At 61.6% G+C, this 25,110-nt stretch carries 25 protein-coding genes and 1 riboswitch; of the genes, 14 read left to right on the forward strand and 11 right to left on the reverse strand.

Annotated elements, in window-relative coordinates:
* The 4 genes from AC2ETI_RS29710 to AC2ETI_RS29725 all read left to right on the forward strand — a co-directional run bounded on the left by AC2ETI_RS29710 (window position 1) and on the right by AC2ETI_RS29725 (window position 4,970).
* Window positions 1-1,059 (forward strand): DUF917 domain-containing protein, encoded by a 1,059-nt coding sequence (locus AC2ETI_RS29710; RefSeq protein WP_070387089.1) that lies wholly within the window; start codon window positions 1-3, stop codon window positions 1,057-1,059.
* The gene (locus AC2ETI_RS29715; RefSeq protein WP_069147314.1) at window positions 1,056-2,591 is read left to right on the forward strand and encodes a PucR family transcriptional regulator; all 1,536 of its coding nucleotides are present in this window, start codon (window positions 1,056-1,058) and stop codon (window positions 2,589-2,591) included. Before AC2ETI_RS29710 ends, AC2ETI_RS29715 begins: the two co-directional genes overlap by 4 nt.
* 60 nt (window positions 2,592-2,651) lie before the next feature.
* A riboswitch (SAM riboswitch) is annotated at window positions 2,652-2,766 on the forward strand.
* 53 nt (window positions 2,767-2,819) lie between these two features.
* Window positions 2,820-4,145: an aminotransferase class V-fold PLP-dependent enzyme gene (locus tag AC2ETI_RS29720; protein ID WP_019746685.1), complete on the forward strand. Its 1,326-nt coding sequence runs from the start codon at window positions 2,820-2,822 to the stop codon at window positions 4,143-4,145.
* A 210-nt stretch (window positions 4,146-4,355) separates the two neighbouring features.
* Window positions 4,356-4,970: an LLM class oxidoreductase gene (locus tag AC2ETI_RS29725; protein ID WP_060939646.1), complete on the forward strand. Its 615-nt coding sequence runs from the start codon at window positions 4,356-4,358 to the stop codon at window positions 4,968-4,970.
* On the opposite strand, the gene AC2ETI_RS29730 is transcribed toward AC2ETI_RS29725, so the two are convergent.
* Window positions 4,949-5,827, reverse strand: a complete 879-nt coding sequence (locus tag AC2ETI_RS29730; protein WP_060939660.1) for a DNA-binding transcriptional regulator — start codon at window positions 5,825-5,827, stop codon at window positions 4,949-4,951. The genes AC2ETI_RS29725 and AC2ETI_RS29730 overlap by 22 nt on opposite strands.
* Window positions 5,828-5,970: 143 nt before the next feature.
* On the opposite strand from AC2ETI_RS29730, the gene AC2ETI_RS29735 reads away from it, so the two are divergent.
* On the forward strand, window positions 5,971-6,969 hold the full coding sequence (locus tag AC2ETI_RS29735; protein ID WP_070387090.1) for an alpha/beta hydrolase family protein: 999 nt from the start codon (window positions 5,971-5,973) through the stop codon (window positions 6,967-6,969).
* Complete coding sequence (locus tag AC2ETI_RS29740) at window positions 6,962-8,173, forward strand: saccharopine dehydrogenase family protein (RefSeq protein WP_483634802.1); 1,212 nt, start codon at window positions 6,962-6,964, stop codon at window positions 8,171-8,173. The genes AC2ETI_RS29735 and AC2ETI_RS29740 overlap by 8 nt, the downstream gene beginning before the upstream one ends.
* Here AC2ETI_RS29740 and AC2ETI_RS29745 read toward each other — a convergent pair whose 3' ends face one another.
* Together AC2ETI_RS29745 and AC2ETI_RS29750 are read right to left on the reverse strand one after the other, a co-directional pair.
* Entirely contained in the window at window positions 8,174-8,518 is a 345-nt protein-coding gene (locus tag AC2ETI_RS29745; RefSeq protein WP_019746690.1) for a PH domain-containing protein, read from the reverse strand.
* Window positions 8,519-8,610: 92 nt separating this feature from the next.
* Window positions 8,611-8,988 (reverse strand): hypothetical protein, encoded by a 378-nt coding sequence (locus AC2ETI_RS29750; RefSeq protein ID WP_080908860.1) that lies wholly within the window; start codon window positions 8,986-8,988, stop codon window positions 8,611-8,613.
* A 63-nt stretch (window positions 8,989-9,051) separates the two neighbouring features.
* Between AC2ETI_RS29750 and AC2ETI_RS29755 the strand changes: the two genes are divergently transcribed.
* Both AC2ETI_RS29755 and AC2ETI_RS29760 read left to right on the forward strand, forming a co-directional pair.
* The gene (locus AC2ETI_RS29755; RefSeq protein WP_080908861.1) at window positions 9,052-9,630 is read left to right on the forward strand and encodes a CGNR zinc finger domain-containing protein; all 579 of its coding nucleotides are present in this window, start codon (window positions 9,052-9,054) and stop codon (window positions 9,628-9,630) included.
* A gap of 159 nt (window positions 9,631-9,789) precedes the next feature.
* Window positions 9,790-11,397: an ABC transporter substrate-binding protein gene (locus tag AC2ETI_RS29760; RefSeq protein WP_080908862.1), complete on the forward strand. Its 1,608-nt coding sequence runs from the start codon at window positions 9,790-9,792 to the stop codon at window positions 11,395-11,397.
* A 341-nt stretch (window positions 11,398-11,738) separates the two neighbouring features.
* Here AC2ETI_RS29760 and AC2ETI_RS29765 read toward each other — a convergent pair whose 3' ends face one another.
* On the reverse strand, window positions 11,739-13,241 hold the full coding sequence (locus AC2ETI_RS29765; RefSeq protein ID WP_020968298.1) for an MFS transporter: 1,503 nt from the start codon (window positions 13,239-13,241) through the stop codon (window positions 11,739-11,741).
* Between the two features lie 158 nt (window positions 13,242-13,399).
* Here AC2ETI_RS29765 and AC2ETI_RS29770 point away from each other — a divergent pair, with 158 nt between their 5' ends.
* Window positions 13,400-14,074, forward strand: coding sequence for a TetR/AcrR family transcriptional regulator (locus AC2ETI_RS29770; protein ID WP_029254375.1), 675 nt, complete (start codon window positions 13,400-13,402; stop codon window positions 14,072-14,074).
* Here AC2ETI_RS29770 and AC2ETI_RS29775 read toward each other — a convergent pair.
* Window positions 14,064-15,023 (reverse strand): DMT family transporter, encoded by a 960-nt coding sequence (locus tag AC2ETI_RS29775; RefSeq protein ID WP_483634803.1) that lies wholly within the window; start codon window positions 15,021-15,023, stop codon window positions 14,064-14,066. The two genes, AC2ETI_RS29770 and AC2ETI_RS29775, sit on opposite strands and share 11 nt — an antisense overlap.
* A gap of 272 nt (window positions 15,024-15,295) precedes the next feature.
* Between AC2ETI_RS29775 and AC2ETI_RS29780 the strand changes: the two genes are divergently transcribed.
* A complete protein-coding gene (locus AC2ETI_RS29780; protein ID WP_020968300.1) occupies window positions 15,296-15,574 on the forward strand; it encodes a YHS domain-containing protein in 279 nt (92 codons plus the stop codon).
* A gap of 79 nt (window positions 15,575-15,653) precedes the next feature.
* On the opposite strand, the gene AC2ETI_RS29785 is transcribed toward AC2ETI_RS29780, so the two are convergent.
* The 3 genes from AC2ETI_RS29785 to AC2ETI_RS29795 all read right to left on the reverse strand — a co-directional run bounded on the left by AC2ETI_RS29785 (window position 15,654) and on the right by AC2ETI_RS29795 (window position 18,991).
* On the reverse strand, window positions 15,654-16,976 hold the full coding sequence (locus tag AC2ETI_RS29785; protein WP_019746698.1) for an MFS transporter: 1,323 nt from the start codon (window positions 16,974-16,976) through the stop codon (window positions 15,654-15,656).
* Entirely contained in the window at window positions 16,960-17,487 is a 528-nt protein-coding gene (locus tag AC2ETI_RS29790) for a carboxymuconolactone decarboxylase family protein (protein ID WP_021333740.1), read from the reverse strand. The genes AC2ETI_RS29785 and AC2ETI_RS29790 overlap by 17 nt, the downstream gene beginning before the upstream one ends.
* Window positions 17,488-17,560: 73 nt before the next feature.
* On the reverse strand, window positions 17,561-18,991 hold the full coding sequence (locus tag AC2ETI_RS29795) for an MFS transporter (protein ID WP_483634804.1): 1,431 nt from the start codon (window positions 18,989-18,991) through the stop codon (window positions 17,561-17,563).
* A gap of 251 nt (window positions 18,992-19,242) precedes the next feature.
* Between AC2ETI_RS29795 and AC2ETI_RS29800 the strand changes: the two genes are divergently transcribed.
* From AC2ETI_RS29800 to AC2ETI_RS29810, 3 genes are all read left to right on the forward strand, one after another.
* Entirely contained in the window at window positions 19,243-20,049 is an 807-nt protein-coding gene (locus AC2ETI_RS29800) for a hypothetical protein (protein WP_483634805.1), read from the forward strand.
* 198 nt (window positions 20,050-20,247) lie between these two features.
* The gene (locus AC2ETI_RS29805) at window positions 20,248-20,613 is read left to right on the forward strand and encodes a metal-sensitive transcriptional regulator (protein ID WP_020968305.1); all 366 of its coding nucleotides are present in this window, start codon (window positions 20,248-20,250) and stop codon (window positions 20,611-20,613) included.
* A gap of 35 nt (window positions 20,614-20,648) precedes the next feature.
* Entirely contained in the window at window positions 20,649-21,029 is a 381-nt protein-coding gene (locus tag AC2ETI_RS29810; RefSeq protein WP_029254379.1) for a 6-carboxytetrahydropterin synthase, read from the forward strand.
* A gap of 41 nt (window positions 21,030-21,070) precedes the next feature.
* Here AC2ETI_RS29810 and AC2ETI_RS29815 read toward each other — a convergent pair whose 3' ends face one another.
* A complete protein-coding gene (locus AC2ETI_RS29815) occupies window positions 21,071-22,672 on the reverse strand; it encodes an ABC transporter substrate-binding protein (RefSeq protein ID WP_483634806.1) in 1,602 nt (533 codons plus the stop codon).
* Window positions 22,673-22,840: 168 nt separating this feature from the next.
* The gene (locus AC2ETI_RS29820; RefSeq protein ID WP_387405045.1) at window positions 22,841-23,296 is read right to left on the reverse strand and encodes a hypothetical protein; all 456 of its coding nucleotides are present in this window, start codon (window positions 23,294-23,296) and stop codon (window positions 22,841-22,843) included.
* Window positions 23,297-23,389: 93 nt separating this feature from the next.
* Between AC2ETI_RS29820 and AC2ETI_RS29825 the strand changes: the two genes are divergently transcribed.
* On the forward strand, window positions 23,390-24,064 hold the full coding sequence (locus tag AC2ETI_RS29825; protein WP_483634807.1) for a class I SAM-dependent methyltransferase: 675 nt from the start codon (window positions 23,390-23,392) through the stop codon (window positions 24,062-24,064).
* Here the strand turns inward: AC2ETI_RS29825 and speB are convergent.
* A complete protein-coding gene (speB, locus tag AC2ETI_RS29830) occupies window positions 24,028-24,984 on the reverse strand; it encodes an agmatinase (protein WP_003941134.1) in 957 nt (318 codons plus the stop codon). The genes AC2ETI_RS29825 and speB overlap by 37 nt on opposite strands.
* Window positions 24,985-25,110 lie beyond the last annotated feature (126 nt).

The following is a 25,110-nucleotide window of genomic DNA, read 5'->3' on the forward strand; positions in this document are numbered from 1 at the left end:
GTGAGCAGGCTGCACGCGGTCCGGGAGGCCGACCTCGACGCGATCGCAGCGGGGGCGGTGGTCTTGGGCTGCGGTGGGGGCGGCGATCCACGCCTGTTCGTGGAAATGCTGCGTCCACTGATGACGTCAACGTCGGTAGAAGTCATCGCGCCGGACCAGTTGCCGTCCGGGGCGATGATCATGCCGGTGGGAATCGTCGGATCGGCCCTGGCTTTGGAAGAGCAACTGCCCTCCGGGCATGAGTTTGCCGACACTGCAGCAGCTTTGACGCGGTGGACTGGTAAACGTCCGACCGCGGTGATGACTTTCGAAGGCGGTGGACTCAACGCTCTCTCCGGCATTGCGGCGGCGTTGGCGTTGGGGATTCCCGTGGTCGACGCGGACCTGCTCGGTCGAGCGATGCCTCGGCTCGATCACTTCTCTCTCGCCGCAGCCGGGTTGGAATTGTGCCCGGTCACTCTCGCCCAGCCCGGCGGCCTCATTACCGTCGTCGACGGAGTGGATGTGCTGGGCGCCGAGGTAGCAGTGCGGTCGTTGATCGGGAGAACCAGCGGTTGGGGCGCTCTGGCGATCGCGTCGATCGATGCGCGGACTGTGCAGGAGGCGTGCATTCCGGGAACTCTGTCCCGAGCCTATGAACTGGGTCAGCACATCGGGGCACTAGGCAGTTGGCGGGAGATCGCCGAAAGCTCCGGGGCCCTGGTAATGGGGACAGGCCGGGTGCGTGCGGTGCGTCGTAGTCGCCCGAACGCCGGCGATCGTCGGGGCAACGTGATTCTCGAACACGATTCTGCGGTGATACGAGTCGAATTCGAAAGTGAGTTCCTGACCGTCGCGTCGGACGGCGAGATGATTGCGACATGTCCGGACATCGTGACGTTGCTCGACGTCCGGACCGGTGCCTTCGTCTCGTGCGAATCAGTGCACCAGGGGCAGGATGTGGCCGTGTTGGTTCTGGCCGGCCCTCAGTGGTGGGCGGAAGATGTGAGCAGGTTGAAAGTTGTCGGCCCGCGGGCCTTCGGGATCGACCACGACGCAGTGCTGATGGAGGCGCAATGAGCGCGAGTGTGTCGGCGTTGCTGAACAACCCGATCTTTGTCGGGTTGTATCGACTTGCCGGCGAAGGTGATCCCGTCGTGACGACAGTGGGAGCACTCACCGGGGAATCGGCACAGTCAGCCGAGGCCGTGTCGGGTGCGGCGGGTGCAGGATCAGTTCTGGTGATTCTCGATCGAATCGACGTCGGGGAGTGGAGATTCGACGCTCTCCTTCGACGCACGGCGGCGACCGGCTGCCGGGTGCTCGCGGTACACAGCACTGCGGCGGAGGATGCGAATCTCTCGTTGCTTGCCGACCGTCTCGGACTGGTGGTGCTCGGAGTATCCGACCCGTGGCAGTTCAGCGTGGATCTTCGTGATCTTCTCTCGAATTCGCGGGCGGTGATGGCCGACGCGGTACTGCGGGCGACACACGCGGGCCAGCGGGCCGGCGGAAGCGTCGAGAATCTTCTGTCGGTGCTGCTGAACACATTTCAGCGTTCGTTCATCCTCCTGGACTCGTCCGGACGCCCGCTGACCGGCGCCGATTTGTTGTCCGACGCTGATCGAGCAGCCGCCGGTATGTTGTCGGGCCGCGGGGCGCCCACCACCGTTGAATTGGACTCCGGCGGGGTCCTGATTGCGTGCCCGGTGATGTCCGGCGCAGCCCGAGAGCCCTGGCTGGCGGTGCTGCTCCCGGTGCGTCAAAGCGTCGAAGAGGCTTCTCTCTCAGTGGTTCTCGACGTGGCCTCGTTGGCTGCCGGGCACCGACTGGCCGTTGCACGCATGGTCGACGAGCGTGAAGCGCGCCGGCGTAGCGCGTTACTCGGTGAACTGATCGACACGTCAGCAGACGCCACACCCGGACTGCTCCGGCGCGCACTCGACTCGGGTTGGGCACTGGACGGATGGCATATCGGCATCAAAGTCCTGGCGGTCGGTGAGGTCGACCTGGTGGCCAGGCGCAGTGAGGTCGCAGACGCCCTCGCCGCCGAGGGAATCGACGCCAATGTCGTGGAACAGGCTGACGGCTGGGCAGCGTGGACCACTCTGCCGGGCGAGCCGCGACCGGAGTCGATCACCAGGATCGCCGAGAGTATCCGTGCAGCTCAGGCGAGGTTGGAACCCACGATGGAGACCTGGGTCGGTGTGGGACGCGCACACGACGGTCCGGCTGGAATCGGTGCGTCCCTGTCTGAGGCCGGGGATGCCGCTCGGCTCGCGGGTTCGAGGTCGCACACAGGCCGCTTCCTGCACGTGGACCGCCTGGGTCTGGCGCAGTTGCTGCTGGCGTGGACGCGAACCGACACGTTTCAGCCCGCAGCCGCGGCGCTGCTCGCGCCGCTACGCGATTCGAATGGAGAGTTGCTCGAGACTCTGTCGACGTACCTCGACGAAGAATCGTCTCTGGCTCACACCGCAACCCGAATGGGCTTGCACCGCAACACCGTATCGAGTCGGATCGATAGAATTCAGCGCCTTCTCTCGGTGGATCTCGCAGATCCGGAAACGAGACTCGCGCTCCACCTTGCTTGCCGGACCATCGCGCCCTGACGGAGATCTTCGCGGCTTCGTCTTGACAAGCACGGGAGGTTCCTGCCATCCTCGTTGCCAGGTCACGAGTACCAGTGTTCAGCCCCGGCTTGCTGGTCGGCAACCCTCCTCCGCGGTGGGGTGCTCCGGGTGACGACCCGGCTGCGTTCGAAAACGAATGCGGCAAGCGCGGACTCTTCCGGGGCCATCACCCGACGAACGAGTCCTTGAACGTGAGGATTGTCTTCGATGACTGCTGTATTGAGTGCCGACACCTGCCGCACCACCGCGATTGCCAAGGTTTCGGGTGCTGACCTGCAGGTTCCATTGGTTCAGGGTGGCGAATGCTCCTACGCCAACTTCGACTACGCCGCGAGTGCGCCGGCATTGGCCCAGGTCACCGACCGTATCGCCGAGTTGCTGCCGACATACGCCAGCGTCCACCGCGGTGCCGGCTACGCGTCTCGGATCTCCACGCTCACCTACGAGAACGCTCGTGAATCCGTTGCTCGTTTCGTGAATTGTGCCGACGATCAGGTTGTCGTCTTCACCCGGAACACCACCGATTCGCTGAACCTGCTTGCGCAGTGCGTCCCCGGCAGCACCGTCGTCCTCGATGTCGAGCATCACGCAAACCTGTTGCCGTGGAACGACGCTCGTATCGTCACCGCCGCAGACACCATCGAAGAGACGATCGAGCGTCTGATCGGTGAACTGTGCACCAAGCCTGCAGCGCTGCTCGCAATCACCGGTGCCTCCAATGTGACCGGCGAGATCCTGCCGATTGCACGCTTGGCTGACATCGCTCATCGTTGCGGCGCACGTATCCTCGTCGACGCTGCTCAGCTGGCTCCCCACCGTCGCATCGACCTGCAGGAATGCGGCGTCGACTACATCGCTTTCTCCGGTCACAAGCTCTATGCGCCCTTCGGCGCGGGTGTTCTGGTCGGACGCCGTGACTGGCTCGACGAGGCTCAGCCGTACCTCGCCGGCGGCGGCGCCGTGCGTGAGGTGACGATCGAGTCCACGGAGTGGGCCTGCGCGCCTGCCCGCCACGAGGCAGGTTCCCCCAACGTTCTCGGTGCGGCAGCCATCGCGACCGCATGCGAAACCCTGCACGCGCTGGACTTCGACGTCATCGCCGAGCACGAGAAGGCACTCACGGCCCAGCTCACCGACGGATTGTCCGCCATCGAGGGCGTCTCGCTCGTGCGACTGTGGAATGACGCACCGGACGCCGTCGGAATCGTCACCTTCACCGTCGACGGATTCGAAGCGGGCGAAATCGCCGCATTCCTCTCCGCCGAGCACGGCATCGGAGTTCGCGACGGTCGCTTCTGCGCACACCCGGTTCTCGCACGCCTCGGCCTCTCCGGCGGTGCAGTTCGCGCCAGCCTCGGCCTCGGTAGTAGTTCGGACGACGTGACGCGGTTGGTAGACGCCGTGAACATCCTGGTTTCGAATCAGCGTGATTGGAACTACGCCAAGACTGCCGGTGCGTGGAACCCCGTGCCCGAGACCCGCCCCTTCCTCGGAGCCGCAGACGACAACGCCGGCGCAGCCGAGTGCGTCTGAGCTGAGCTCGGTCCCCGAAAACTCGAACGGACAACTAGCATGGCAGCCATGGCACCAGCGGATTTCCCCGCCACCCCTTCGAGAGTGAGCATCACTCTCGGTCAGTGGTGCCGTCGCCATGTCGATCTGTGCCGCACCTCGTCAGGAATGTGTTCGAGCTGACGATTCGTCTCGCTCATCCCATACTTTTCTGATTTTCGGAGGTCTCACATGTCTTCACGCGCTTCGCATTCTCTGCACGTAGCGGTCGAGTTGACCGGATCCGGTCACCATCCGGCAGCTGAGGGCGCACCCGGCAACCTGCCCATCATCGGCGGCGACTACTGGGTGGACCTCACCGAGGGCGAAAAGCCTCTCGATTTAGCTTCATTCCCTACCAATGTGGTTCGGATTCGCGCTGCGGACCTGCGTGAGGCACAGCTCGAACGTGCACGGATACGCGCTGCTGTCGCCGAAGAAGGACGCGATCCCGACAGCGTCGCAGTACTGGTCGATCTCGAGATTCTGATCGCGCCGGAAGCTCGCTCCGCCCGTAAAGAGCTTGCACAGTTGGACAGCGCGTTGACGGCGCCGCGGGTTCCCGTTTCGCTTCACTACGTCGGAACGCCTTCCGGTCTCGGCAGTTTGATCGCCGATATCCGAGCTGCCGAGGTCGCCGACGGCGTTACGTTGCTGCCTCTCGCATTGCCTCGCACGCTCGAGCATCTGGTGGACAGCACCATTCCGTGGCTTCAGGATCGCGGACTTGTCACACCGTCCACCGCAGTCGACGAGGTTCTCGGGCGTTTCGGACTGCCGCCCCGTCAGCGCACGCTCGCGTCTTGATCGTCACCGATTGCATCTGAGTACAGGTGGAACAGCGACGGTAAGTCGTCGGCACCGTCCACCTGTGCCAGAAGTGTCCAGCATTGCGCAGTGATCGACCGAGCCCTCGTGCCGATCCAGTTGGTGGGCAGTAGTTCCGGTGGCAACAGCGGATCCGGTTCCATGGCTCGCGTGAATTCCGCTGCGAGTTCGATGGTCATCGTGACAGCATCGGTACCCGGACTGTTCTGCAGTTTGTGCAGGCGTGCGGTCGCTACGTCGAGTAGCCGTTCGTATCCGTCAGCGATCTGGTCCAGTGGCCACAACTGCGCGGCAATCTTCACAGGGTCTTCGAGCATGCCCACTTTCAGATCTCGAGTGGTAAGAGAAGACAGGTGCTGTTCGACGTCGAGTTCGGCGGCCGCATCGCGAATATACGGTTCCCAGGCGTGCGGCGAGACGTACAGACCGCCCTGGACGAGCGCGCCGCCGAGGTAAACGACCCTGGTACGCAGCGCATCTCGCGCTTTCCGTGACGACTCCGGAATTGCGAATCCGGCCAGGTGCCAATACCCGTCCCACGGCGTCACAGTGTCGCGGTCTTGTTGATAGGCCAGCCGAACGAATTCGACGTCGGGTTCCATCTCGCGCAGGGCTTTCGGCGTTGCTCGTAGCGTGGCCTGCCGCCCGCGACCTTCCTGAGTGAACTTCCCCTCGGTGACCAACCGCTTGATGCACAGCCGAACCTGTTGATCAGTTTTGCCGAGGGCGTCGGCGGTGGCATAAAGGGTGCGTCCGTCGACAGTTCCGTCCGTGCGCAGTAGTCCCTCGATCAAGATCCTCGTGGGTACATCGACGTCCCTGTCGGTCATCGCCATGTCCTTTCCTCGTTTCTCGACATCTTCGCCCACAACTGTACTATCGAATGCAATACGATCGTTTCAAATTCGTACGTTAGGGCGGGAAGATGGCAGCGGAATCGATGAGCGAGGGCAAGAGTAAGCCTCGTTTACGCAGGTGGATGGTTACTTCCCTGGCGGTGGTCGTTGTTCTGATCGCGACTCTGGTGGGCTGGACGCTGTACCAGAACACCTATGACATCCGTGAGGAAAAAGTGACGATCAACGGGGGATCGGTGCCGCTCCAGGGAGTCCTTGCACTGCCCGAACACGGTGACGGTCCCTTCGGGCTCGTGGTTTTCGTCCACGGAGACGGCCCGGTCGATGCAACACATGAGACGTTCTATCGACCGGTGTGGGAGGCGTTCGCAAAGGCGGGGTACGCGTCACTCTCCTGGGACAAGCCGGGGGTGAATGGGGCACCGGGCAATTGGCTCGATCAGAGCATGGACGATCGCGCGGCAGAAACGGAAGCGGCAATCGAGTGGGCGCGGGGACGTTCGGATATCGATCCGTCTCGTATCGGTCTGTGGGGTGCAAGCCAGGCAGGGTGGGTGATGCCCAAGGTGGTGAACCTCGACCCGGACGTAGCGTTCGTCATTGCCGTGGGTCCCGCGATCAACTGGCTCCAACAAGGCGAATTCAATACCCTTGCAGAACTTTCCGAGAGAAATGCGTCGGCCGACGAGTTCGAGAAAGCGCGGGTCGATCGTGCGAAGAACTTGGATCAGTTGGCCCGTGATGCATCGTTCGACGATCTCGTGGCCTCCGGCGAGGCCGACGGTCTCACCGAAGACCGGTGGAACTTCATCCGAAAGAACTACCTCTCGGATGCGCGAGCCGATCTCGAAACCGTGAAGGTTCCGGTGCTCTTGATCATCGGCGGACAAGACGTCAACGTCGACGTGGCTGATACCGAAAGGGTGTACCGCGAATTACTCGACTCGCCAGGGCAACTGGTGGTCAAGAAGTACCCCGACGCCACTCACTCGATTGTGGAGAAGGACCTCGAAGACTCGGAATTGATGTCGGCTCTGGTGGCCGTTCTTGCTCCCCGTTCGATCTTCGCTCCCGGCTATCTAGCGGATCAGACTGCATTTTTGGAGGGAATTCATGGCTGACGGAATCACGGTTGTCGCACTGGGTGGTGCCGGTGCCATGGGCTCGGCAGCAGTTCGTCTGGCCGCAACATTGCCGGGAATCGGCAAGGTAGTAGTCGCGGATCGCGATATCGATGCTGCGAAGCGTCTTTCAGTTGAACTGGCGCAGGCGTCAGCGGAAGTCGAGGCGCGCAGCATCGACGTCACGGACGGTCGCACGCTACGTGAATTGCTTGACGGCGCAGACGTGGTCGTCAATACGGTCGGACCGTTCTTCCGTTTCGGCGTCGGCATTCTCCAGGCAGCGATCGAGACCGAGACGCACTATCTCGACATCTGCGACGACTGGGAACCTGCCGTCGACATGCTGGAATTGGACTGTGCTGCCAGGGAAGCCGGAATCTGCGCGGTAGTCGGCATGGGCGCAAGTCCCGGGATGAGTAACCTCCTGGCCGCGATGGCAGTCTCGCGATTGGACGTGGTCGACGATCTGTACACAGCCTGGCCGGTTGATGTCGAGGGCGAGGACGAGTCGGTAGACACACTGAGTGCAGCGGCCGTTCACTGGATGCAGCAGATCAGCGGCACGGTTCCAGTGGTTCGTGCGGGGCGAATCGTCAACGAAGAACCGTTGCGTTCCATCGCACTCGAACTGCCCGGCGGACGTCGGGGGAACGCTTACGTGGTCGGGCATCCGGAGCCGGTGATGTTTCATCGGACCATCAATCCTGCAGGGCATTCGGCAAATCTGATGGTGATCTCACCGGAAACCGTGGCGTTTCTCGACGTTCTCCGCTCAGATATCGACAAGGGGAGAATTGATCTCGACTCGGCTGCTGAAGAATTGGGCAAGCCCTCGCTCCGGCGGATGATCCGTGCTGCGCCTCGAATGCTCACGCGTGCCGGTCATGGATCCTTGCCGTTGTTTTTCGCCTCGGCGACCGGGGTGCGCGAAGGTCGAGAGATGCGCGTCGTGGCACGGATCGCTGACGATTCACCGGTATCGGCGTTACTGTCGGACATGGCCGGTGCAACCGGAATCCCCTTGGCGCTCGGCCTTGCTCAGGTGGTGTCCAGGCTGGCCGACGGAACGATTCGGGATCGGGTCGGTGTGCACTCAGCCGAGAGCGTCATCGACCCGGAAGTTCTGTTCACTGCACTGTCGCGGTTGTTCGATCGAACCGACTGGAGTGACATCGTTACCGTCGAATCCGAGTTTCGCTAGTCAGTTCGCGGCGTGCGATCCGATGCGACTGCGGATTTCGGTCTCGACGCGATCTGCGTCCTTTGGGCTGAATGAAGGCGCTCCGCGGCCGGCGAGGGTGAGTACCACCGCGGTCTCCTTCCACGGGCGTGAAAGATCCAGGCTGTACCACGAGCTGAAATCTGTTGTTCCCCAAATTCGTAAGCGTCCACTCAGCCATGACATGACTCCGAGGTCGACGGATTCGATCTGTGAGTACGGAACGAACTTGCTGACAAACGGGAAGTAATAGTGGCGGATCGTGACGCCCTGATCGTCGATCCGGACGGTCCTGTCCTCGTAGATCGTTGATGTCCCTGTACTCACAGTGAAAACCCGGTCCCTGCTGTTCGACGGTCTCGGCGGATGCCGAAAACCAACCATACAGTCTCTACTGGGACGGGTGGCCCGCCCGAGTGTCAGGCGCTGGTAGTCCTCGCGACGACGAGATCGCTCACCGCGATCTGAGCGTTGCCGATTGCCGCCTGAACCGGTTCGCAACTACTCGATGCTCTGGCGAGCGCAAGAACTGCGGTGAGTAAGGCGGCGTCGGGCTCTCCTTCGAACGGTCCGCTCTGGACGTCGAACTTTCCAGCTCGCAACTGCTTTCGGGCATTGACTCCAAGTTGTGAAATGACCTCGTCCATCGCGGTCAGGCACTGGGCGAGCGCGCCGATCGACCAGTAGAGATCGGCAGCGACGACAGGCGTCTCCGATGCCACGGTGCCGGCGCGGCGCAATCGGTGATGAGTGTCTCGGAGTATCTCGGGCAGTCTGTGGTCTGCGCAATGTTCCATCCCGCTGCCTCCGTAAGGTGTAAAGTTGGGTTATTCAATTACGGTAAGGCAGGGCGGTAAGGGATGCAAGTAGTTTTAGACGATTACGTCGTCGGTGCGTCGTTCGCGACCGACCTGGTCAACACCTCGCCCCGGGTCTGGGTGGAGGCAGGTGACGCGTTGGCTGACCCTCAGGCGCTTCACGATCTACTGGATGAACATGGACTCTCGCCGGATGCGCTCCGCAACGGGCGTCGGCTTACCAGCGGTGAACTTGCCGACGTGCAGGCACTCAGAGAGGCGATTCGTTCGATTCTCGATGCTTCGACCTCCGACGAACTCGTTGATCGCACTGATCGACTCCTGCAGACTGTCCCGCATCACGTTCGACTCGTGCCTGATGCCCAGTTCGACTATCGATGGAATGCGGTACCGGACAGAAGAATCGATCTTGCGGGTGAGCTTGCGTTGTTGATCGGCTTCTCGTTGCTGGGGACTCTGCGCACATTGGGGTACGAACGATTCCGCCCATGCGCGTCGCCGACGTGCAACGGGGTGTTTGTCGATACGAGCCGGGGAGGGCGACGCCGCTACTGCATGCCGGCGTTGTGCGGCAACCGAATCAACGTCGCGAATCACCGTCAACGGCAGCGTCGTACTTAGTCGTCAACGATGGCGTCGTACTTAGCGTCTGCGATTGCCCGGTCGATAGTGACAATCGAACAGCGTACGGCCGACTGTATGGGGAACTTCAACGAGATACAGACCACGTCAGTCCCGCACGATTGTCGCCATGGCAACTCCTAGTAGATGGCGGCTCGTATGAAAGCCCGTTCTGTCTCCGCGACAGCAGTTATCAGCGTTGGCGTATTCACTCTGGCCGGGTGTGGCGGCGCATCCAGTCCCGAAGGTTCGGTCGGTGAGTATGCAAAGGACGGCAGTTTCACGACTGTCATCAACGCCGATCCCGGAAATCTGCACCCTCTGATCACAAACCTTACGTCGACTCAGATCGTGAACGCGTACTCGTACGATTCGTTGATCGACATCGATGCGCAAACCCGCACGGTGCGTCCGTATCTGGCGGAGAGTTGGCGTGAAGAAGGAAACACGCTGAAGTTCGTGCTCAAGAAGGGCGTCACTTGTGCCGACGGCACTTCCTTCACCGCGCAGACCGCAGCCGATGACATCAACTGGGTCATGGACCCTGAAAACGCTTCACCGCTACGAGGATCCACCGTGCCGTCGTCGACGGTCGCGTCCGCGAACGGTGACGAACTGACGGTCACTACAGCCGAACCGGCACCCTTCTTGCTCTCCCGAATAGGCTCGATGCGGCTTCCGTGCGCTGCGACGCTCGAAGACCCGGCCAGTATCCGTTCGAGTAGTAACGGAACGGGTCTGTTCAAGGTCACCGAAGTTGTTCCCAACGATCACATCACGATGGAACGCCGCGACGGTTACACCTGGAGTCCGAACGGTGAGACCACTTCCGACACTCTCGGGGTGCCGAAGACAGTGACGATCAAGATTGTCACCGATCCGAGTACGACGGCGAATCTTGTTCTCACCGGTGGAGTGAATGCCGCGGCGGTGACCGGTTCGGACGAGGAACGAGTCTTGGCAGCGGGTCTGGATTCGAAGACCTACACCACGTTGTCCGGCGAGTTCATCTTCAATCATTTCGCGGCCCTACCCACGGCAGACCGTGCTGTACGGCAGGCCCTCGTGCAGGCAGTAGACCTGGACGACTACACCGAGATCACCACCGGCGGTAAAGGAACCCGTGCACGCGCCCTCGCGGTTTCGGAACCCCTTGCCTGCGACTACAACAGTGTCGAAGGGACGATCCCCGATTTCGACGTCGATGCAGCAAAGAAAACGCTGTCCGACGCAGGTTGGAAGGCGGGTCCCGACGGCCTCCTGACGAAGGACGGTCGACCGCTTGCCCTCAACGTAATTTTCAACAACTCACGCGATACAAACTCTGCCGCCGCGGAATACGTAGCAACACAGTGGGAAGGACTGGGCGCGAAGGTGAAACTGACTGGCGGCGACTACAGTTTCGTCATTGCCAACACATTCAGCACCACCGACCTGTCGTCGTGGGACGTTTCCATCGGTTTGACGCTGGGGAGTGATACGCCGAGCATCTTTGCGAAGTACTTCACCGGCCCGCCCAAACCTGAAGGAGTGAACTTCGCTTCCCTCGACAACAAGAAGTACATCGAATTGTCCACTGAGGCTTCGCTTCTTCCCGGTGACGAGTCCTGCAAGGTCTGGGAGGAAAGTGAGCGCGCGTTGTTCAACGACATCGACCTGCTGCCGGTATCCACGACTCCCGCTCACATGTTCTTCAACGGCGCAACGTCGATCTACCCGCCGTCGAGCGGAATCCTTCCGGGCTCGGCGATCCGTGTCCTGAAGTAGGACCCTCGGCAAACGCTCACTTTCGGGTATTGATCATCCGAAGTGCAAACCGAAATACCACTGCAGCACCGGCACCTGCAGCCAGGCCGGCGACGACATCGGCAAGAAGAACACCGACGCCTATGCCCAGGACGGCAGCAGCGGCGACGGCAAGGGCGACGTCAGCACGAGGAGCGGCGATCGCGGCATCCTTTCCCCGAGTATCGAACGAGCACCCATCTCAACGGAGCATGTCACGAAACGGTCGTCTGCAGGTGTATCAACCGCAAAATGTGTGAAACGCGTCGGCCCCGGCGGAGTTGGACTTCGCCGGGGCCGTGCTGTGTGTGTTGCGCACTTGCTCAGTGCGTCGGGACGGATTCCTTCGACGTGGTCGGGGACGTATCGGTGTGCTGGCTACCAATCTCCTTGCGGGAGTTGGAGCCGTTGAACCGAGGGAGGAAACCGGCCAGGACGAGTGCGATGACGGCGGATCCGGCAGCGAGGGCCATGACGACGCGGAAAGCGTTCTCCGACGGCAGTGTTGTCCCACCGACGGACATGGTCATCTGGGCGATGACGACACCCGCGATGGCGCTGGCGAATGATGTACCGAGGGAGCGCATCAGAGTGTTGAAGCTGTTGGCCGCTCCGGTCTCGGACGGAGGAACAGCCCCCATGATGAGAGCGGGCATTGCGCCGTAAGCCATACCGGTACCGGCGCCGATGATCACTGCGATCACGATCAGTTCCCAAATCGAGTGCATGGCGAAAATGCCGATGCCGTAACCGATTGCGACCACAATGGCGCCGAGCATGAGCGTCACCTTGGGGCCGTGCGAATTGGTGATGCGTGAGGACAGCGGAGAGATCAGCATCATGATGATGCCGGAGGGAGCCATGACCAGACCTGCGGTGAGCATCGAACCGCCGAGGCCGTAACCAGTGATTTCAGGCAACTGGACTACCTGGGGAAAGACCATGCTGGCGGCGAACATCGCGAATCCGAACACGATGGATGCGAGGTTGGTGAAGAGCACCTGGCGGCGGATGGATACGCGTAGATCCACCAGCGGCTTGGGGGTGCGTAGTTCCCACCATGCCCAGAATCCGAATATCAGGATCGCGGCGCCGAACAGGGAAAGCGTGAGCGTGCTCGTCCAACCCCAGTCGCCACCCTTGGAAATTGCGAGTAGCAGAGCGATGAGGGCGGCTGAGAGTGAGATTGCTCCGCCGAAATCGAACGTGCCTCCTGTGCGAACCGCCGATTCGGGGACCAGGACGACAACAAGAACGGCCGCAAGCGCGCCGAGTACGGCTGACGCCCAGAACAGGACGTGCCAGTCGGCGTACTCGGCGATCAAAGCCGCGATCGGAAGCCCCAGAGCGCCACCGACTCCCAGCGAAGCGCTCATCATCGCAACAGCGCCGGCGAGCTTCTTGGGCGGAAGTACGTCGCGCATCACACTGATACCCAGCGGAATGACACCGGCAGCAAGGCCTTGCAGGATTCGGCCGGCAACGAGGGGGATAACGCTCGAACTGAGGGCTCCGACCACCGAACCGGTGACCAACAGCGCCATGCTGATCAGGAGTAGACGCCGTTTGCCGAACATGTCGCCCAAGCGGCCCATGGTCGGGACGGCGACGGCGGCGGCGAGCAGCGTGGCGGTCACAGCCCACGCGGTATCGGACGCCGGCGCGTTCAGGTACTCGGGCAGATGCGGGATGATCGGGATGACCAGCGTCTGCATGAGCGAGACGACGATGCCGGAAAACGCCAGAACAGCCACCACTGCGGTGGTGGCTGGCGACTTCGTTGTCTGTGGCGGCGTTGTCGGTGGTGGAGAAGTGGTTGACGACATTGCGGTAACTCCATCGGAAGAAGAACGAATAATGGTTTAAGTCAGTTGATTGAACTAAAGTTAAATCAAGTGACTGACTTAACGGAAGGGTGCGCCTCCGATCGTGACGAATATCTCCGGTGCCGAGCAGCTTCGGATGGTCGAGGATGATGGTGTCCATGACTACGAGGACTGAGGACGCGTCGGCCGACGTCGGCGGCGCCGCAAATTCCGCGCGCTCTGCTGCAACCCGAGACCGCATTCTCGCCGTCGCCGAGCAGCTGTTCGCCGAGCACGGAGTCTTCGCGGTTTCGAACCGCCAGGTGAGTGAAGCGGCAGGTCAGGGCAACAATGCAGCCGTCGGATACCACTTCGGGACCAAGACCGATCTGGTCCGCGCGATCGTGAACAAGCATTCCCAGCAGGTCGAGAAGAAGCGTGGCGAACTGCTGTGTGAGATCGAAGGGTCCACAAACGTTCGTGACTGGATTTCGTGTCTGGTTCGGGCGTCGACCGATCACTACGCCGAAATGGGTGGCCCGACTTGGTACGCGCGGTTCAGTGCACAGATTCTCACCGACCCGGTCCTGCGGAAAATCGTCTACGACGAGGTACTGGCCTCGCCCACCCTGCAGGAGACGCTTCGGGGACTCTCTGACTGTCTGGCCGACATGCCGATGAGTGTTCGACGCGCCCGCGCGGACATCGGACGCAATGCGATCGTGCACATGTTCGCCGAACGTGAGCGCACGCTTGCCGAAGAGGGGCCGGAAGCGGTCACGTCATGGGAGGACTTCACGACCGACCTCGTCGACGCGCTGGTCGGACTTTGGACGGCTCCGATCAGCCGCTGACCGGCCGTTTGTCCGCGCTAGCCGCCCGCCCCGGGGCAACCCTGCGCAATGGATCTCGCGTCGGCGGAAGATCCAGGAGCAAGCCCACTCCGGCAAGAATGATGACAAGACCGCCAACGAGCGCGAAGGTAACAGGCTCGTTCAACCACAGCACTCCGATGGCTGATGCCGAAATCGGAACGAGAAGAGTGACGGCCGATGCCGCGACTGGACCCGCCTGACGAATTATCCAGAAGTAGACCAGGTAGCCACCGGCGGTAGCCCCCAGCCCCAGGGCTGCCACGGCGATGAGTGGACCGACGGTTATGGGCCCCGGTGGGGGAGCGACGGCGGACACGGGAACCAATAGGGCAACCGCGGCAAGTTGTTGTCCGAGGGCCAGTGTCATCGGTGGAGTGTCCTGGAACGACTTTCGTGCGTAGACACCTCCGACTGCGTACAGCAGCGCCGCGGTCAAAGATGCGCCAATGGCCAGCATTGCGCGACTGTCGATCGCTGACGGAATTCCACCGACGAGCACCGAGACGCCGACGATGCCGATCGCGACCCCCGAGAGTTTTCGCCAGGTGATCTTTTGTCGAAGCCAGAAAGCGGCGACGAATACGGTGAACATCGGCGTCGTGGCATTCAGGATCGACGCCGTCGACGAGTTGAGGCCGACGATCGCAGTTGCGACAAGCGTCAGGGGCCCAGCGACGTTGAGGGCTGCCAGCAGTAGGAATGCAGGAAACCGGTGACCGACCGCGCGCCAGGTCGATCTGCTGGAAGCCGTTATCAGTGCGAGAACCAACGCTGCAACAATGAAGCGGCCGTGCGTCGTGCCGACGGCGCCGAGTGTTGGTGCTGCCATAGCAACGAGGGGGAACGAGCTTCCCCAGAGCGCGCCGACCAACAGCAAAGCTCCAACTACGGCGAATCGGCTGCTGCCGATTGCTTTCCAGTTCTTCATTGCGCCTCTTCGTCGACGACCTCGCGGACATGGATGGTCGATGCCAGACCTACCCTATACCCCCAGTAGGTATGATGCTTCTTGTGTCATGATGCTGCAGGTGATCCGAGGCTGAGGACGCATTATTCGTTCTCCTGCAATGGTTTATGTGTCGAGGCGCTGTACGCGCAGACCTTCAAGTTATCTCCAATATACCTATAGGGGGTATATTGGTGGTTGTGTCGGGCTCGCTTTCCCGGCCACATCCGTCCAGCAAAAGAACAGGAATCCCAATGAGTAGTTGTGGCTGTGGAAATACCCCGAAGGCCGACGCCAATGGCGCTGTAGGCACTGTCGGTACGGCGATGCCGACCGGTGGGAAAGACCTACTCAACTCTGGCAGCAGTGAACTCGTCGAATGTCGGGTCATGCCCGGCAGTGTGATCGAAAAGGCGCGTGCCGAAGCGGAAGGCCTGTTCCGTGACTACGAAGGTAATCGGTACTGGTTTTGCTGCAAGGGTTGTGGTCCTCGATTCGACGCAAATCCGCGGAAGTACGCTGACGTGAGCTGAGCGAAAAGTGGTGGTGCAGGCGATGGCTGCACCACCACTTTCGTTGAGGCCCAATCGGGGTTCGGGCAGACCGTCGACATCAGACGGTGCGAGCGCACGCGCACTGGGTGGCCGCCAAGGTGCATTCGCCTCGCGTGGTTTCGTACGTCGCTTGTCCGGGCAATTCAGCAACTGTCTCCCGAGGCCAAAGTGCAAATCCTGCAACGGCTCCCACTGCGGCAAGCGCTGCAAGGATGCTCCAGGTGACCGCAAATCCCGCGCTCGAACCAACCCATCCGGCGATCGGATAGGTGACAAGCCAGGCAAGGTGCGACAGGGAGAACTGGGCTGCGAATACCTCCGGTATACCTGCGGGCTCGACGGAGCGCCGAAGTACTTTTCCGGTCGGCGTGACGATCATGGCCATCCCGGCGCCGACGAGTGCCCACACTGCGGCAGTGAGCATCCACGTGAATACACCGGCCACGGCGAGGGCGGCTGCCGCGCTGGCACTGACGACCAGGACAACGGAACCTGCTGTCATCACAGTGCGTTCAGCGGTTCTGTCGAGAACGCGTGGAAGAAGCAGCGCGGTCACCAACGTGCCGGTGCCTGACGCGGCAAGCATCCACGCCACGTCGGATTGGGTTCCACCGAGCTCGTCGCGGACGTAGTTGACGGTGTTGACCACGACGATCGAACCGGCTGCTGCCACCACGAGATTGAGTGCCATGATGCCGCGCAGTCGCGGTGTGGTCACGAAGATTCGCACCCCCGACGCGATCCGATCCCACGCCTTGCGGTGAGTACTCCGGCGAGCGTTGGGGATTCGGGTGGCCAGCACGAGCAGTGCCGAGACCGCAAAGCCCACGGAGGTGGCGACGAACAACAGGTTGAATGTCATGAAGGACAGTGCGACTGCGGCAAGAACAGGGCTGAGCAGGCTTTCCATAGTGTAAGCGACCTGCGATGCCGACAGTGCGCGGGTGAAATCGGCCTCGTCGGTCACGATGTCAGGAATGACCGCTTGGAACGTGGGAGTGAACGCTGCCGACGCAGCTTGGAGAACGCCTACCAGCACGTAGATGTGCCAGATCTCGCTGACGAAGGGCAATGCGATCACGACCGCTGCACGAAGGGCGTCGAGGGCAACGAGGAAAGCCCGTCTCGGCAACCGGTCGACGTACGCCGCCGCGAGTGGAGCGATCACGACGTACAGGGACATCTTGATCGTCAGCGCGGTGGCCAGCACAGCTCCGGCGCTCGGCCCAGCGAGTTCGTAGGCGAGTAGACCCAGCGCAACCGTCGCCAATCCGGTGCCGAACAGCGCGATGATCTGGGCGCTGAAGAGCAGGCGATAGTCGCGAATCAAGAACAGACGCATGCTGTTCCGTTCCGGTGCGGTCCTAGCGGTCCGGTTCATCTGGTTTCACTCCCGCGACAAGATTGAAAGCTCCGGTCAGGACATTGAGGGCGACGATTCCGACGACGTCAGCGATCTCGCGATCACCGTAGCCGTGCGCTCGAAGGCCAGCGATGTGTTCGTCTGAAATCGAGGCAGGCTCCCGATAGACGCGAAGTCCGAGGTCGATCATTGCCGCGATGGCAGGATCGGCGGACGTGCCCGCGCGGGCACGCTCGATCTCGTCCGCCTCGACGCCGTTGGCGTGCGCGGCGGCAACGTGGGCTTCGAGGCAAACAGCGCAACCTTGCTGGACCTGCACGGCGATCGAGATTCGCTCGGTGATCTTGCGGCTCAGTTTCGCTCGCTTCATTGCCCGGCTGAGTTGCAGATAGCCACCCAGTACGGCGGGCGAATGAGCCATCGCCGCGACCATGTCACCGACCTGTCCATGACGGTTGACGAGTTCGGCGAGAAGGTCTTTAGATGCACCGACAGCGGTGGCGGGTGTGAGAGATGCAAGGCGCGACATAACGAGTCCTAAGTGGTTCCGCCGGTGGTGGGTTCGGCTGGTGACAGCCGGCCGAACCCACCACCGGAGTTGGTCAAGAATTGACGGTGGATTGAACGGTTCGAGGATCGTCGACCTTGGTCGACCGCATCACGACCGCGGTGATTGCTGCGCCCACCACTGCGATGGCGGCTGCTCCCAGGAACACGGCGGAGAAACCGTTCGTCAACTCCGTCAGGTCACCGAGTTGATCAGCGCCGAACACTGCTGCGATCGCGGTCATCACCGCGAGGCCGACAGCCGAGCCGACCTGGTAGCTGACGTTGACGATGCCGGAAGCCAATCCGCCCTCTTCCGGGCGTGCAGCCGAAATCGCCGTACCGAGTGAGGGAATGAACGCCAGCGTCATACCTGCCGCAGCCACGAGCGACGCCGGCAGTACGTCGACCCAGAAGTTGCCGGTGGGCCGGATCAACGACATCCAACCCAAACCGATTCCCAGTACCAGCAATCCGGTCACGATCATCGCTTTTGCACCGAAGCGTGCCATGGCCCGTGGTGCCACGACGACCATGCCGAGCATGACGAAGATCGTCATCGGCAGCAGCGCCGCACCGGCCGGGAAGGCGCTGTATCCGAGCACTTGCTGCAGGTACAGGTTCAGGAAGAACCACATCGGTATCCAGGCAGCGCCGAGGACGAGCTCAGCGATGTTCGCGGCACCGAGGTTGGGCGCCTTGAAGATTCCCAGACGCACCAGAGGTTCCCGACGCTTGGACTGGATCAACACGAATGCACCCAACAGAGCGGCCGAAACGGCGAGCGCCAGCCACGTCTGCCCGGATCCCCATCCGACATCAGGTGCTCTGACGATGCCGAAGACTCCGACAGCAAGACCTGCGGTGACAGCGAGTGCGCCGAGGAAGTCGATCGACCCGGTACGTGCCGGTGCGTTCGGCATCAGGAGGGGAGTAGCGATCAGCGCGATGACGGCGATGGGAATGTTGAGGTAAAACACCCAAGGCCAGCTGGTGTATTCGGTGATGACGCCGCCGAGGAACACTCCGGCCGTACCGCCTGCCGGGGCGGCAGCGCCGTAGATGGACAGCGCCTTGGTCATCTCTTTCTGCGTGCTGCCGAACAGCATCATCAGCAAGGTGAGCGCCGATGGTGCGATGAGTGCGGCACCGGCACCCTGAACGGCGCGGCCCGCAAGTTCGACGGCAACGTTACCGGCGGCACCGGCGACAACGGAACCGATCAGCAGGATCAGCCAACCAGCGGAGAACACTCTGCGGGCGCCGAACAGGTCGGACAGGCGGCCGCCGAGGAGGAGTAGCCCGCCGAATGCGATGACGTACGCATTGAAGACCCAGGTCAGGCCTTCCTGGGAAAAGCCGAGATCGCTCTGCATCTGGGGGAGAGCGACACCGATGATCGAGGTGTCCATGATGACCATGAACTGAGCGGCGGCGATCAACGCCAACGCCCACCACTTACGGGTGGATTTCGGTTGTGTGGACATTCTGAGTTCCTTACCTCTACGGGGTATAGGTGATGCTCGTGTGGTCAGGGGGTGTCGAAAGCGAGCCTGGGCGACATCGGCGCAGCGCTTCGTCGAGGTGCGCGGGGAAATGCTGTTCTTGGAACTCATTCGGCCGGCGCTCTGCGTAGATGCGCATCGGATCTCCTTCGAGTGAATTCATGGTGTTCGAGTAGTTCGTTGCATACCCTAGGGGGGTATGGTACAAATTGCAACAGGTTCGAATTCAAGGAGTGTCGAACCCGACGCAGACGGCAACGGAAGTGCTGCCGACCCAAACTTTGGAGGGCAAGATGTTCAGCGGCAACGGCTACACACTGGAATTGGCAACGTCGGAGGCGGCCGTCGGCAGCCATGTCCCCTTGCAGTTCCGGATCCTGGATTCGGTTGGAACTCCGTTGACCAGGTACACCGACACCCACGACAAGCAGTTGCATCTGATCGTGGTCGGTCTGGACCTGACCGGATTCCAACACGTGCATCCCGAATTGGACGAGAACGGAAACTGGCGTGTGTCAGTCGATTTCGATCACGCGGGAGACTACCGAGTCTTCGCTGACTTCACCCCGGACGGGGGTGACGGAATGACGCTGAGTGCGGATGTACGCGTCGCCGGGTCCTATGATCCTCGGCCGTTGCCCGCCGCTGCTGCCGTCACGACGGTCGACGGCTATACCGTCTCTCTCGAAGGCGCGGCCCATGCCTGCCAGACATCGAAGCTCACGCTCTCGGTCAGTCGTGACGGAATCCCAGTCACAGACTTGCAGCCCTACCTTGCCGCGTACGGGCATCTGGTCGCGTTGCGTGCCTCCGACCTCGCCTATCTCCATGTGCATCCGGATGGTCATCCGGGTGACGGTGTCACGCCGGCTGGACCGGCAATCACCTTCTACGCCAACATGCCGAGCGCTGAGGACTACCGGTTGTTCCTGGACTTCAAACATGGCGAAGTGGTGCGTACGGCGGAATTCACTCTGACGGCCGACAATGCGACCACGCCTGGGGCCGAACACTCGAGCCACTCGCACCACGGGCACTGAGACCGAATGAGTTTCGCAGCAACGGGAAAACGGGCATGGGCGATCACCATGCACCCATCTGTTCGTGCAGTAGCGAAATGCGTGGCGATGTGCGCACTGATTGCTCTGCAAGACAACGGAAGTCGAAGAGTATCCGCACATCGCCCCGGTAACGAGAATTGTTGCGAAGTCACGCGTTGACGAACAGGAGGACATCGAATGTCGGAAGCGACAGAAGTGGGCAACGCTCCAAGCAGTGCCCCGGGCAATGATACGACCGGCGATGTGTGCTGCACGGGTGATTCCCACGGCTACATCACCGCCAAGGACGACTACCTAGGGCGCCTGCGTCGCATCGAGGGTCAAGCCCGCGGCCTGCAGCGCATGGTCGACGAGGACAAGTACTGCATCGACATTCTCACGCAGGTTTCGGCGATGACCAAGGCTCTCCACGCGGTGGCCATGGGGCTGCTCGAGGACCACATCAGCCACTGCGTCGTCAAAGCTGCCGTTGACGGTGGTCCCGAGGCGGAGGCAAAGGTGAAGGAAGCGACCGATGCGATTGCGAGGCTCGTTCGCTCGTAGAACTGTGTTCGACGAACATTGATACCGTGGTCGTCATGTTCAGCATCGAGATCCGTCGTACATTCGCTGTGAGGCAAGGGCTTCCGGCACCCGTGCGGGACGCAAAGAATTTGCCGCCGCTGATGCCTGCCGAGGGATTTCGCGTGACGATGCGAGTCGGGTTCTCGTTCGAGGACGACCAACTCGGCGAACGTGGATGGTTTGTCGACACGGACGCTCTGGACGAGTCCGTCGATCGGTGCGCCGAGCGATTGGCGAGCGGGGTCTGGCCGGAGATTTTCGATTTCCGTCCGTCATTCGAGAATGTTGCGAAGTGGTCTTTCACGGAACTTGCGTCCACGATTCCTCAGCTGACCTACGTCGAGCTGGACAACGAGACGATAGGTGTGGCAACGAGATACGTCAGATCGCACTGATCTGACATATCTCGTTGCCACAGGGGTTTCGATCGATCGGACTACTGGTAGAGACGCAGTGCAGACCCGATGAAGGACTTACCGAATGCGAGCCCGGCCTTGTTGAAGTAGAAGCTCATGTTCGTATTCGCGAACGGCACCGCGGACACCGTCTTGGTGATCTGCGACTCGGCGTCTGCCCACTCTGCGCACGCTGCGTCGCCGGTCAACCCGGAAGCCTTGGCCACCGCTGCTTCGTAGGCGGGGTTGTTGATCGAAGAGAAATTCTTACCGGCTGCCGGAGCAGGTCCGGTGAAGAACGGGGTGAACCCGCTGGGAATCGAATTGTTGATCTGGATCCATGCGATGTCCCACTGATTGTTGTCTTTACCGCTGAGCATGACGTCGACAACTTTGGTCTGGTCGGCTCCCGTTACCTCGACGTTTGCGCCGAGATCCGACCATGCAGATTGAGCGAGTTCGGCTGCTGCGCTGCGAGCCTCTTCGCCTCCTGCGTAGAAGAGGCGGAGTGTCAACGGGTTTCCGTCTTTGCTTCGTTTTCCGTCCGACCCGGCGGTCCAGCCGGCCGCGTCCAAGGTTGCCTTCGCTGCGCTGACGTCGTAGTCCGGAATGTTGCCGGTGACGGAGTCGTACACGCAGGCGCGGGGCTCTACACCGACGAGACTTGTTGCGCGGGTGCCCTGGCCGGCAGTGATAACTTCTGCCAGATCGTCGAGATTGACTCCCTGGATGAGTGCTTTGCGAACGGCGGGATCGCTGGTGGGATTGTTCGCGATCTGGTTGAAGTACATCTGACCGGACGGCATCGGGCGATTGATCGAGGCGAACTTGGCGGCTTCGATCCGGTCCTTGTCCGGACCGGCGATCGGAGATGCGTTGAGTTCGCCGGAGAGAAGCTGGTTTGCGGCGGTGCTGACATTGGGTGCCATGACAGCGATGACGGTCTTGGGGACACCTGGTGTGTCGGAGGTGGTGTCGTCGGGGCCCCAGTTGTAGCCGTCACGACGCTCGAACGTGTAGTGGTCGTTGGCGGCGACTTCGGTGACTTCGAACATCCCGGAACCGAGAGACTTCTTGTTCGAGGCGGTCGGGTCCGCGAGTCCGGCGTCGCACATGATCGGGAGGCGACTGACCGTGAGGAGGAGGAAGGGGCTCGGCGCCGGAGTGGTGACCGTGATGGTGCGGGTCGCGGGATCGGCAGTGGCCGAAGCGCCTACGGGGACCGTAGTGCCGCGTTGTTGTGAACCGTTGGCCGGATCGGCCACGAAGTTGATGTTGTTCGCGACGGTCTGCGCGTTCAGCGTCGACCCGTCGGTACAGGTCACTCCCTCGCGGATGGTGAAGGATGCGGAGGTCGGCGTCTCTTCCCATTTCTCTGCCAACCACGGTTTGAATTCACTGGTGTCCGGATCCTGGTAGACCAGGGAGTCGTAGGCCAGCCTCGAGATGTCAGCGGTTGCCGCGGAGCCGGACATGATCGGGTTGAGTGCACCCGGATCGGCTTGCAACGCATAACGGAAGGTTCCGTCTGTCAGAGGTTCACCGCCGTCGGAGCCCGAGGACGTGCCTCCCGAGCTGCAAGCCGACAACACGAGTGCGAGCCCCGCGGCCGTTGCAAGTGCCGGATAAGAGCGGTGTTTCATTGTGCCTCCGTGAAGGAGCCAGGGCCCGAGCGAAGTTCGAGAGGGCGCGGTCGAGTGTGACCGCTAAATCTTGGCGTAGGACGTGACGGGCATCTCGGTCGATCTTCACGAAAAAGGGGTGGATTTTTGTCCGATTTCACGAGAACCGGGGTGATGAACCAGTCTGGCTCAAAGCGAGTCGAGGTCATTTCGCTGTGGCCACCCGGTTGTAGTGAGTACAACGGCAGGGACCGACGTCAACGGAGAGATCGGGCCGAGGGCGAGGAGATCTTCGTCTTCGTCGATCTCGGACCAGAATTTTTCAGAAGAAACATCGAGGCCGAGAACGATCCACGGCGGTCCGGCTTCTTGAAAGGCAAAGGAGACGCTGCCGGTTCGCGGAACCGTCGCATCGAACAGGTGGGCTCCGACTGGATATCCCTGTTGCTCGCCCACCAACGTCAGGGTTGTCGGTTCGAAGGACGCCTCGCGCAGCATCTTCTCGACTGCGCGGTCGAAACTCTGCTGAGTGGTGAACTCTTCGTCCGCGTTCGAACCGCTGAACTCGGGGAAATGCGCACAACACAAAACGTGTGAGCCCTCTGAGTTGCAGTAGAGACGAAACACGGGAAATCCACCTGCCACGAAGCGTGACGTTAGCAGAGCGTCGAAATGGAGAAGTTGCTGTTTCGGCAAAGATGGTTGCGTGATTTGTGGAAGGTCGTTCATCCTGGGTGCATGAGCCACGAACACCACAATCACCACGAAAACTCTGAAACCACCGAGAATCCGTACGCCAAGGCGGACGCACAGTTCTGGAACTCGCTGTACGAGGAACGTCCCGCGCGCTGGAGCGGAAATCCCAACCCACAGTTGATTGCCGAAGCCTCCGACCTCGAACCGGGCACTGCACTCGACGTCGGTTGCGGCGAAGGCGCCGACGCTTTGTGGTTGGCACGTCGCGGGTGGAAGGTCACAGGCACCGACATATCGTCGGTTGCGCTCAGTCGCGCCCAGGCTCACGTCGAGGGCGAGGGCGTCGACATCGAATGGCTGGAAGCCGACCTGACGAAGTGGGATCCGCAGGGTCGATCGTTCGATCTGGTGTCCGCGCAGTTCTTCCACATGCTCGAACCCGCGCGCGGGGAATTGTTCCGTGCTCTCGGAGATCTGGTCGCGCCCGGCGGGCATTTGCTGATCGTGGGCCACTCGCCACACGAGTCGCCGACCGAGCATCATCGGGCCATGCTCCATACACCCGAATACGTGGAGTCGCTGTTCGCCGATGGTTGGAAGGTGTTGGTCTCGGAGTCGCGGGAACGTGATCTTCCCGCGAACCCCGAGATGCATCACACGACGGATACCGTTGTGCTGCTTCAGCGATTGAGTGCGAGCACCGACAGCAACTCGTAAGCGACGTGAGCCGCTGCGATACCGGTGATCTCGGCGTGGTCGTACGCCGGCGCTACCTCGACGATGTCGGCGCCGACCACGTTGAGTCCCACCAACCCGCGCAGTGTGTTCAACAATTCGCGAGAGGTCATGCCGCCCGCTTCGGGTGTTCCAGTACCCGGAGCGTGGGCGGGATCGAGCACGTCGATGTCGACGGAGACGTACACCGGGCCACCGTCGAGGCGCTTACGCATGCGCTCGACGATGCTGGCGACGCCGTCGACCTCGTAGTCGTCACTGCGGATCACCTGGAAGCCGAGGACGCGGTCGTCTTCGAGGTCTTTCTCGCTGTAGAGCGGTCCACGGATGCCGATGTGCTGCGAACGCTCCATGTCGATCAGGCCTTCTTCGCTGGCGCGGCGGAAGGGGGTGCCGTGGGTGAAAGGCTGACCGAAGTAGGTGTCCCAGGTGTCGAGGTGAGCGTCGAAGTGCAGGACGGCGATCGGGCCGTGATCGCGGGCCAGTGAACGCAGGATCGGAAGTGCGATGGTGTGGTCGCCGCCGAGCGTGAGCACAGAGGAACCGTCGGCGCGCAGGTCGGTGACGGCGGACTGAACCGTCGTGAGAGCTTCCTGAATGTCGAAGGGGTTGACTCCGATGTCGCCGAAATCGGCTACCTGCTGGTTGGCGAAGGGGGAGACCTTGAGCGCGGGGTTGTACGGACGCAGCAGCTTCGACGCAGCGCGGATGTGCCCCGGACCGAACCGAGCGCCGGGTCGGTAGCTGACACCCGAATCGAAGGGGATGCCGAGGATTGTCACGTCGGCGCGCGAGACCTCGTCGAGGCGCGGCAGACGCGCAAAAGTGGTCGGCTCGGCGTAGCGGGGGACGCGCGTGGCGTCGACGGGTCCGATGAACGATCCGGGGTTGTTGGTAGCCATGTGCAGAGGTCCCTGCTCTCGATTCGGCGCACACCGGGCGCCCTTCAGTGATGTAGCTCTCTGAGCAAGTATGGTTTCTTCAAGAGGCTCGGTTGTCAACCCCTGTTTCCTGAAAGGGACACGGTG

It is taken from the genome of Rhodococcus sp. MurmanLake-1 (assembly GCF_056945715.1).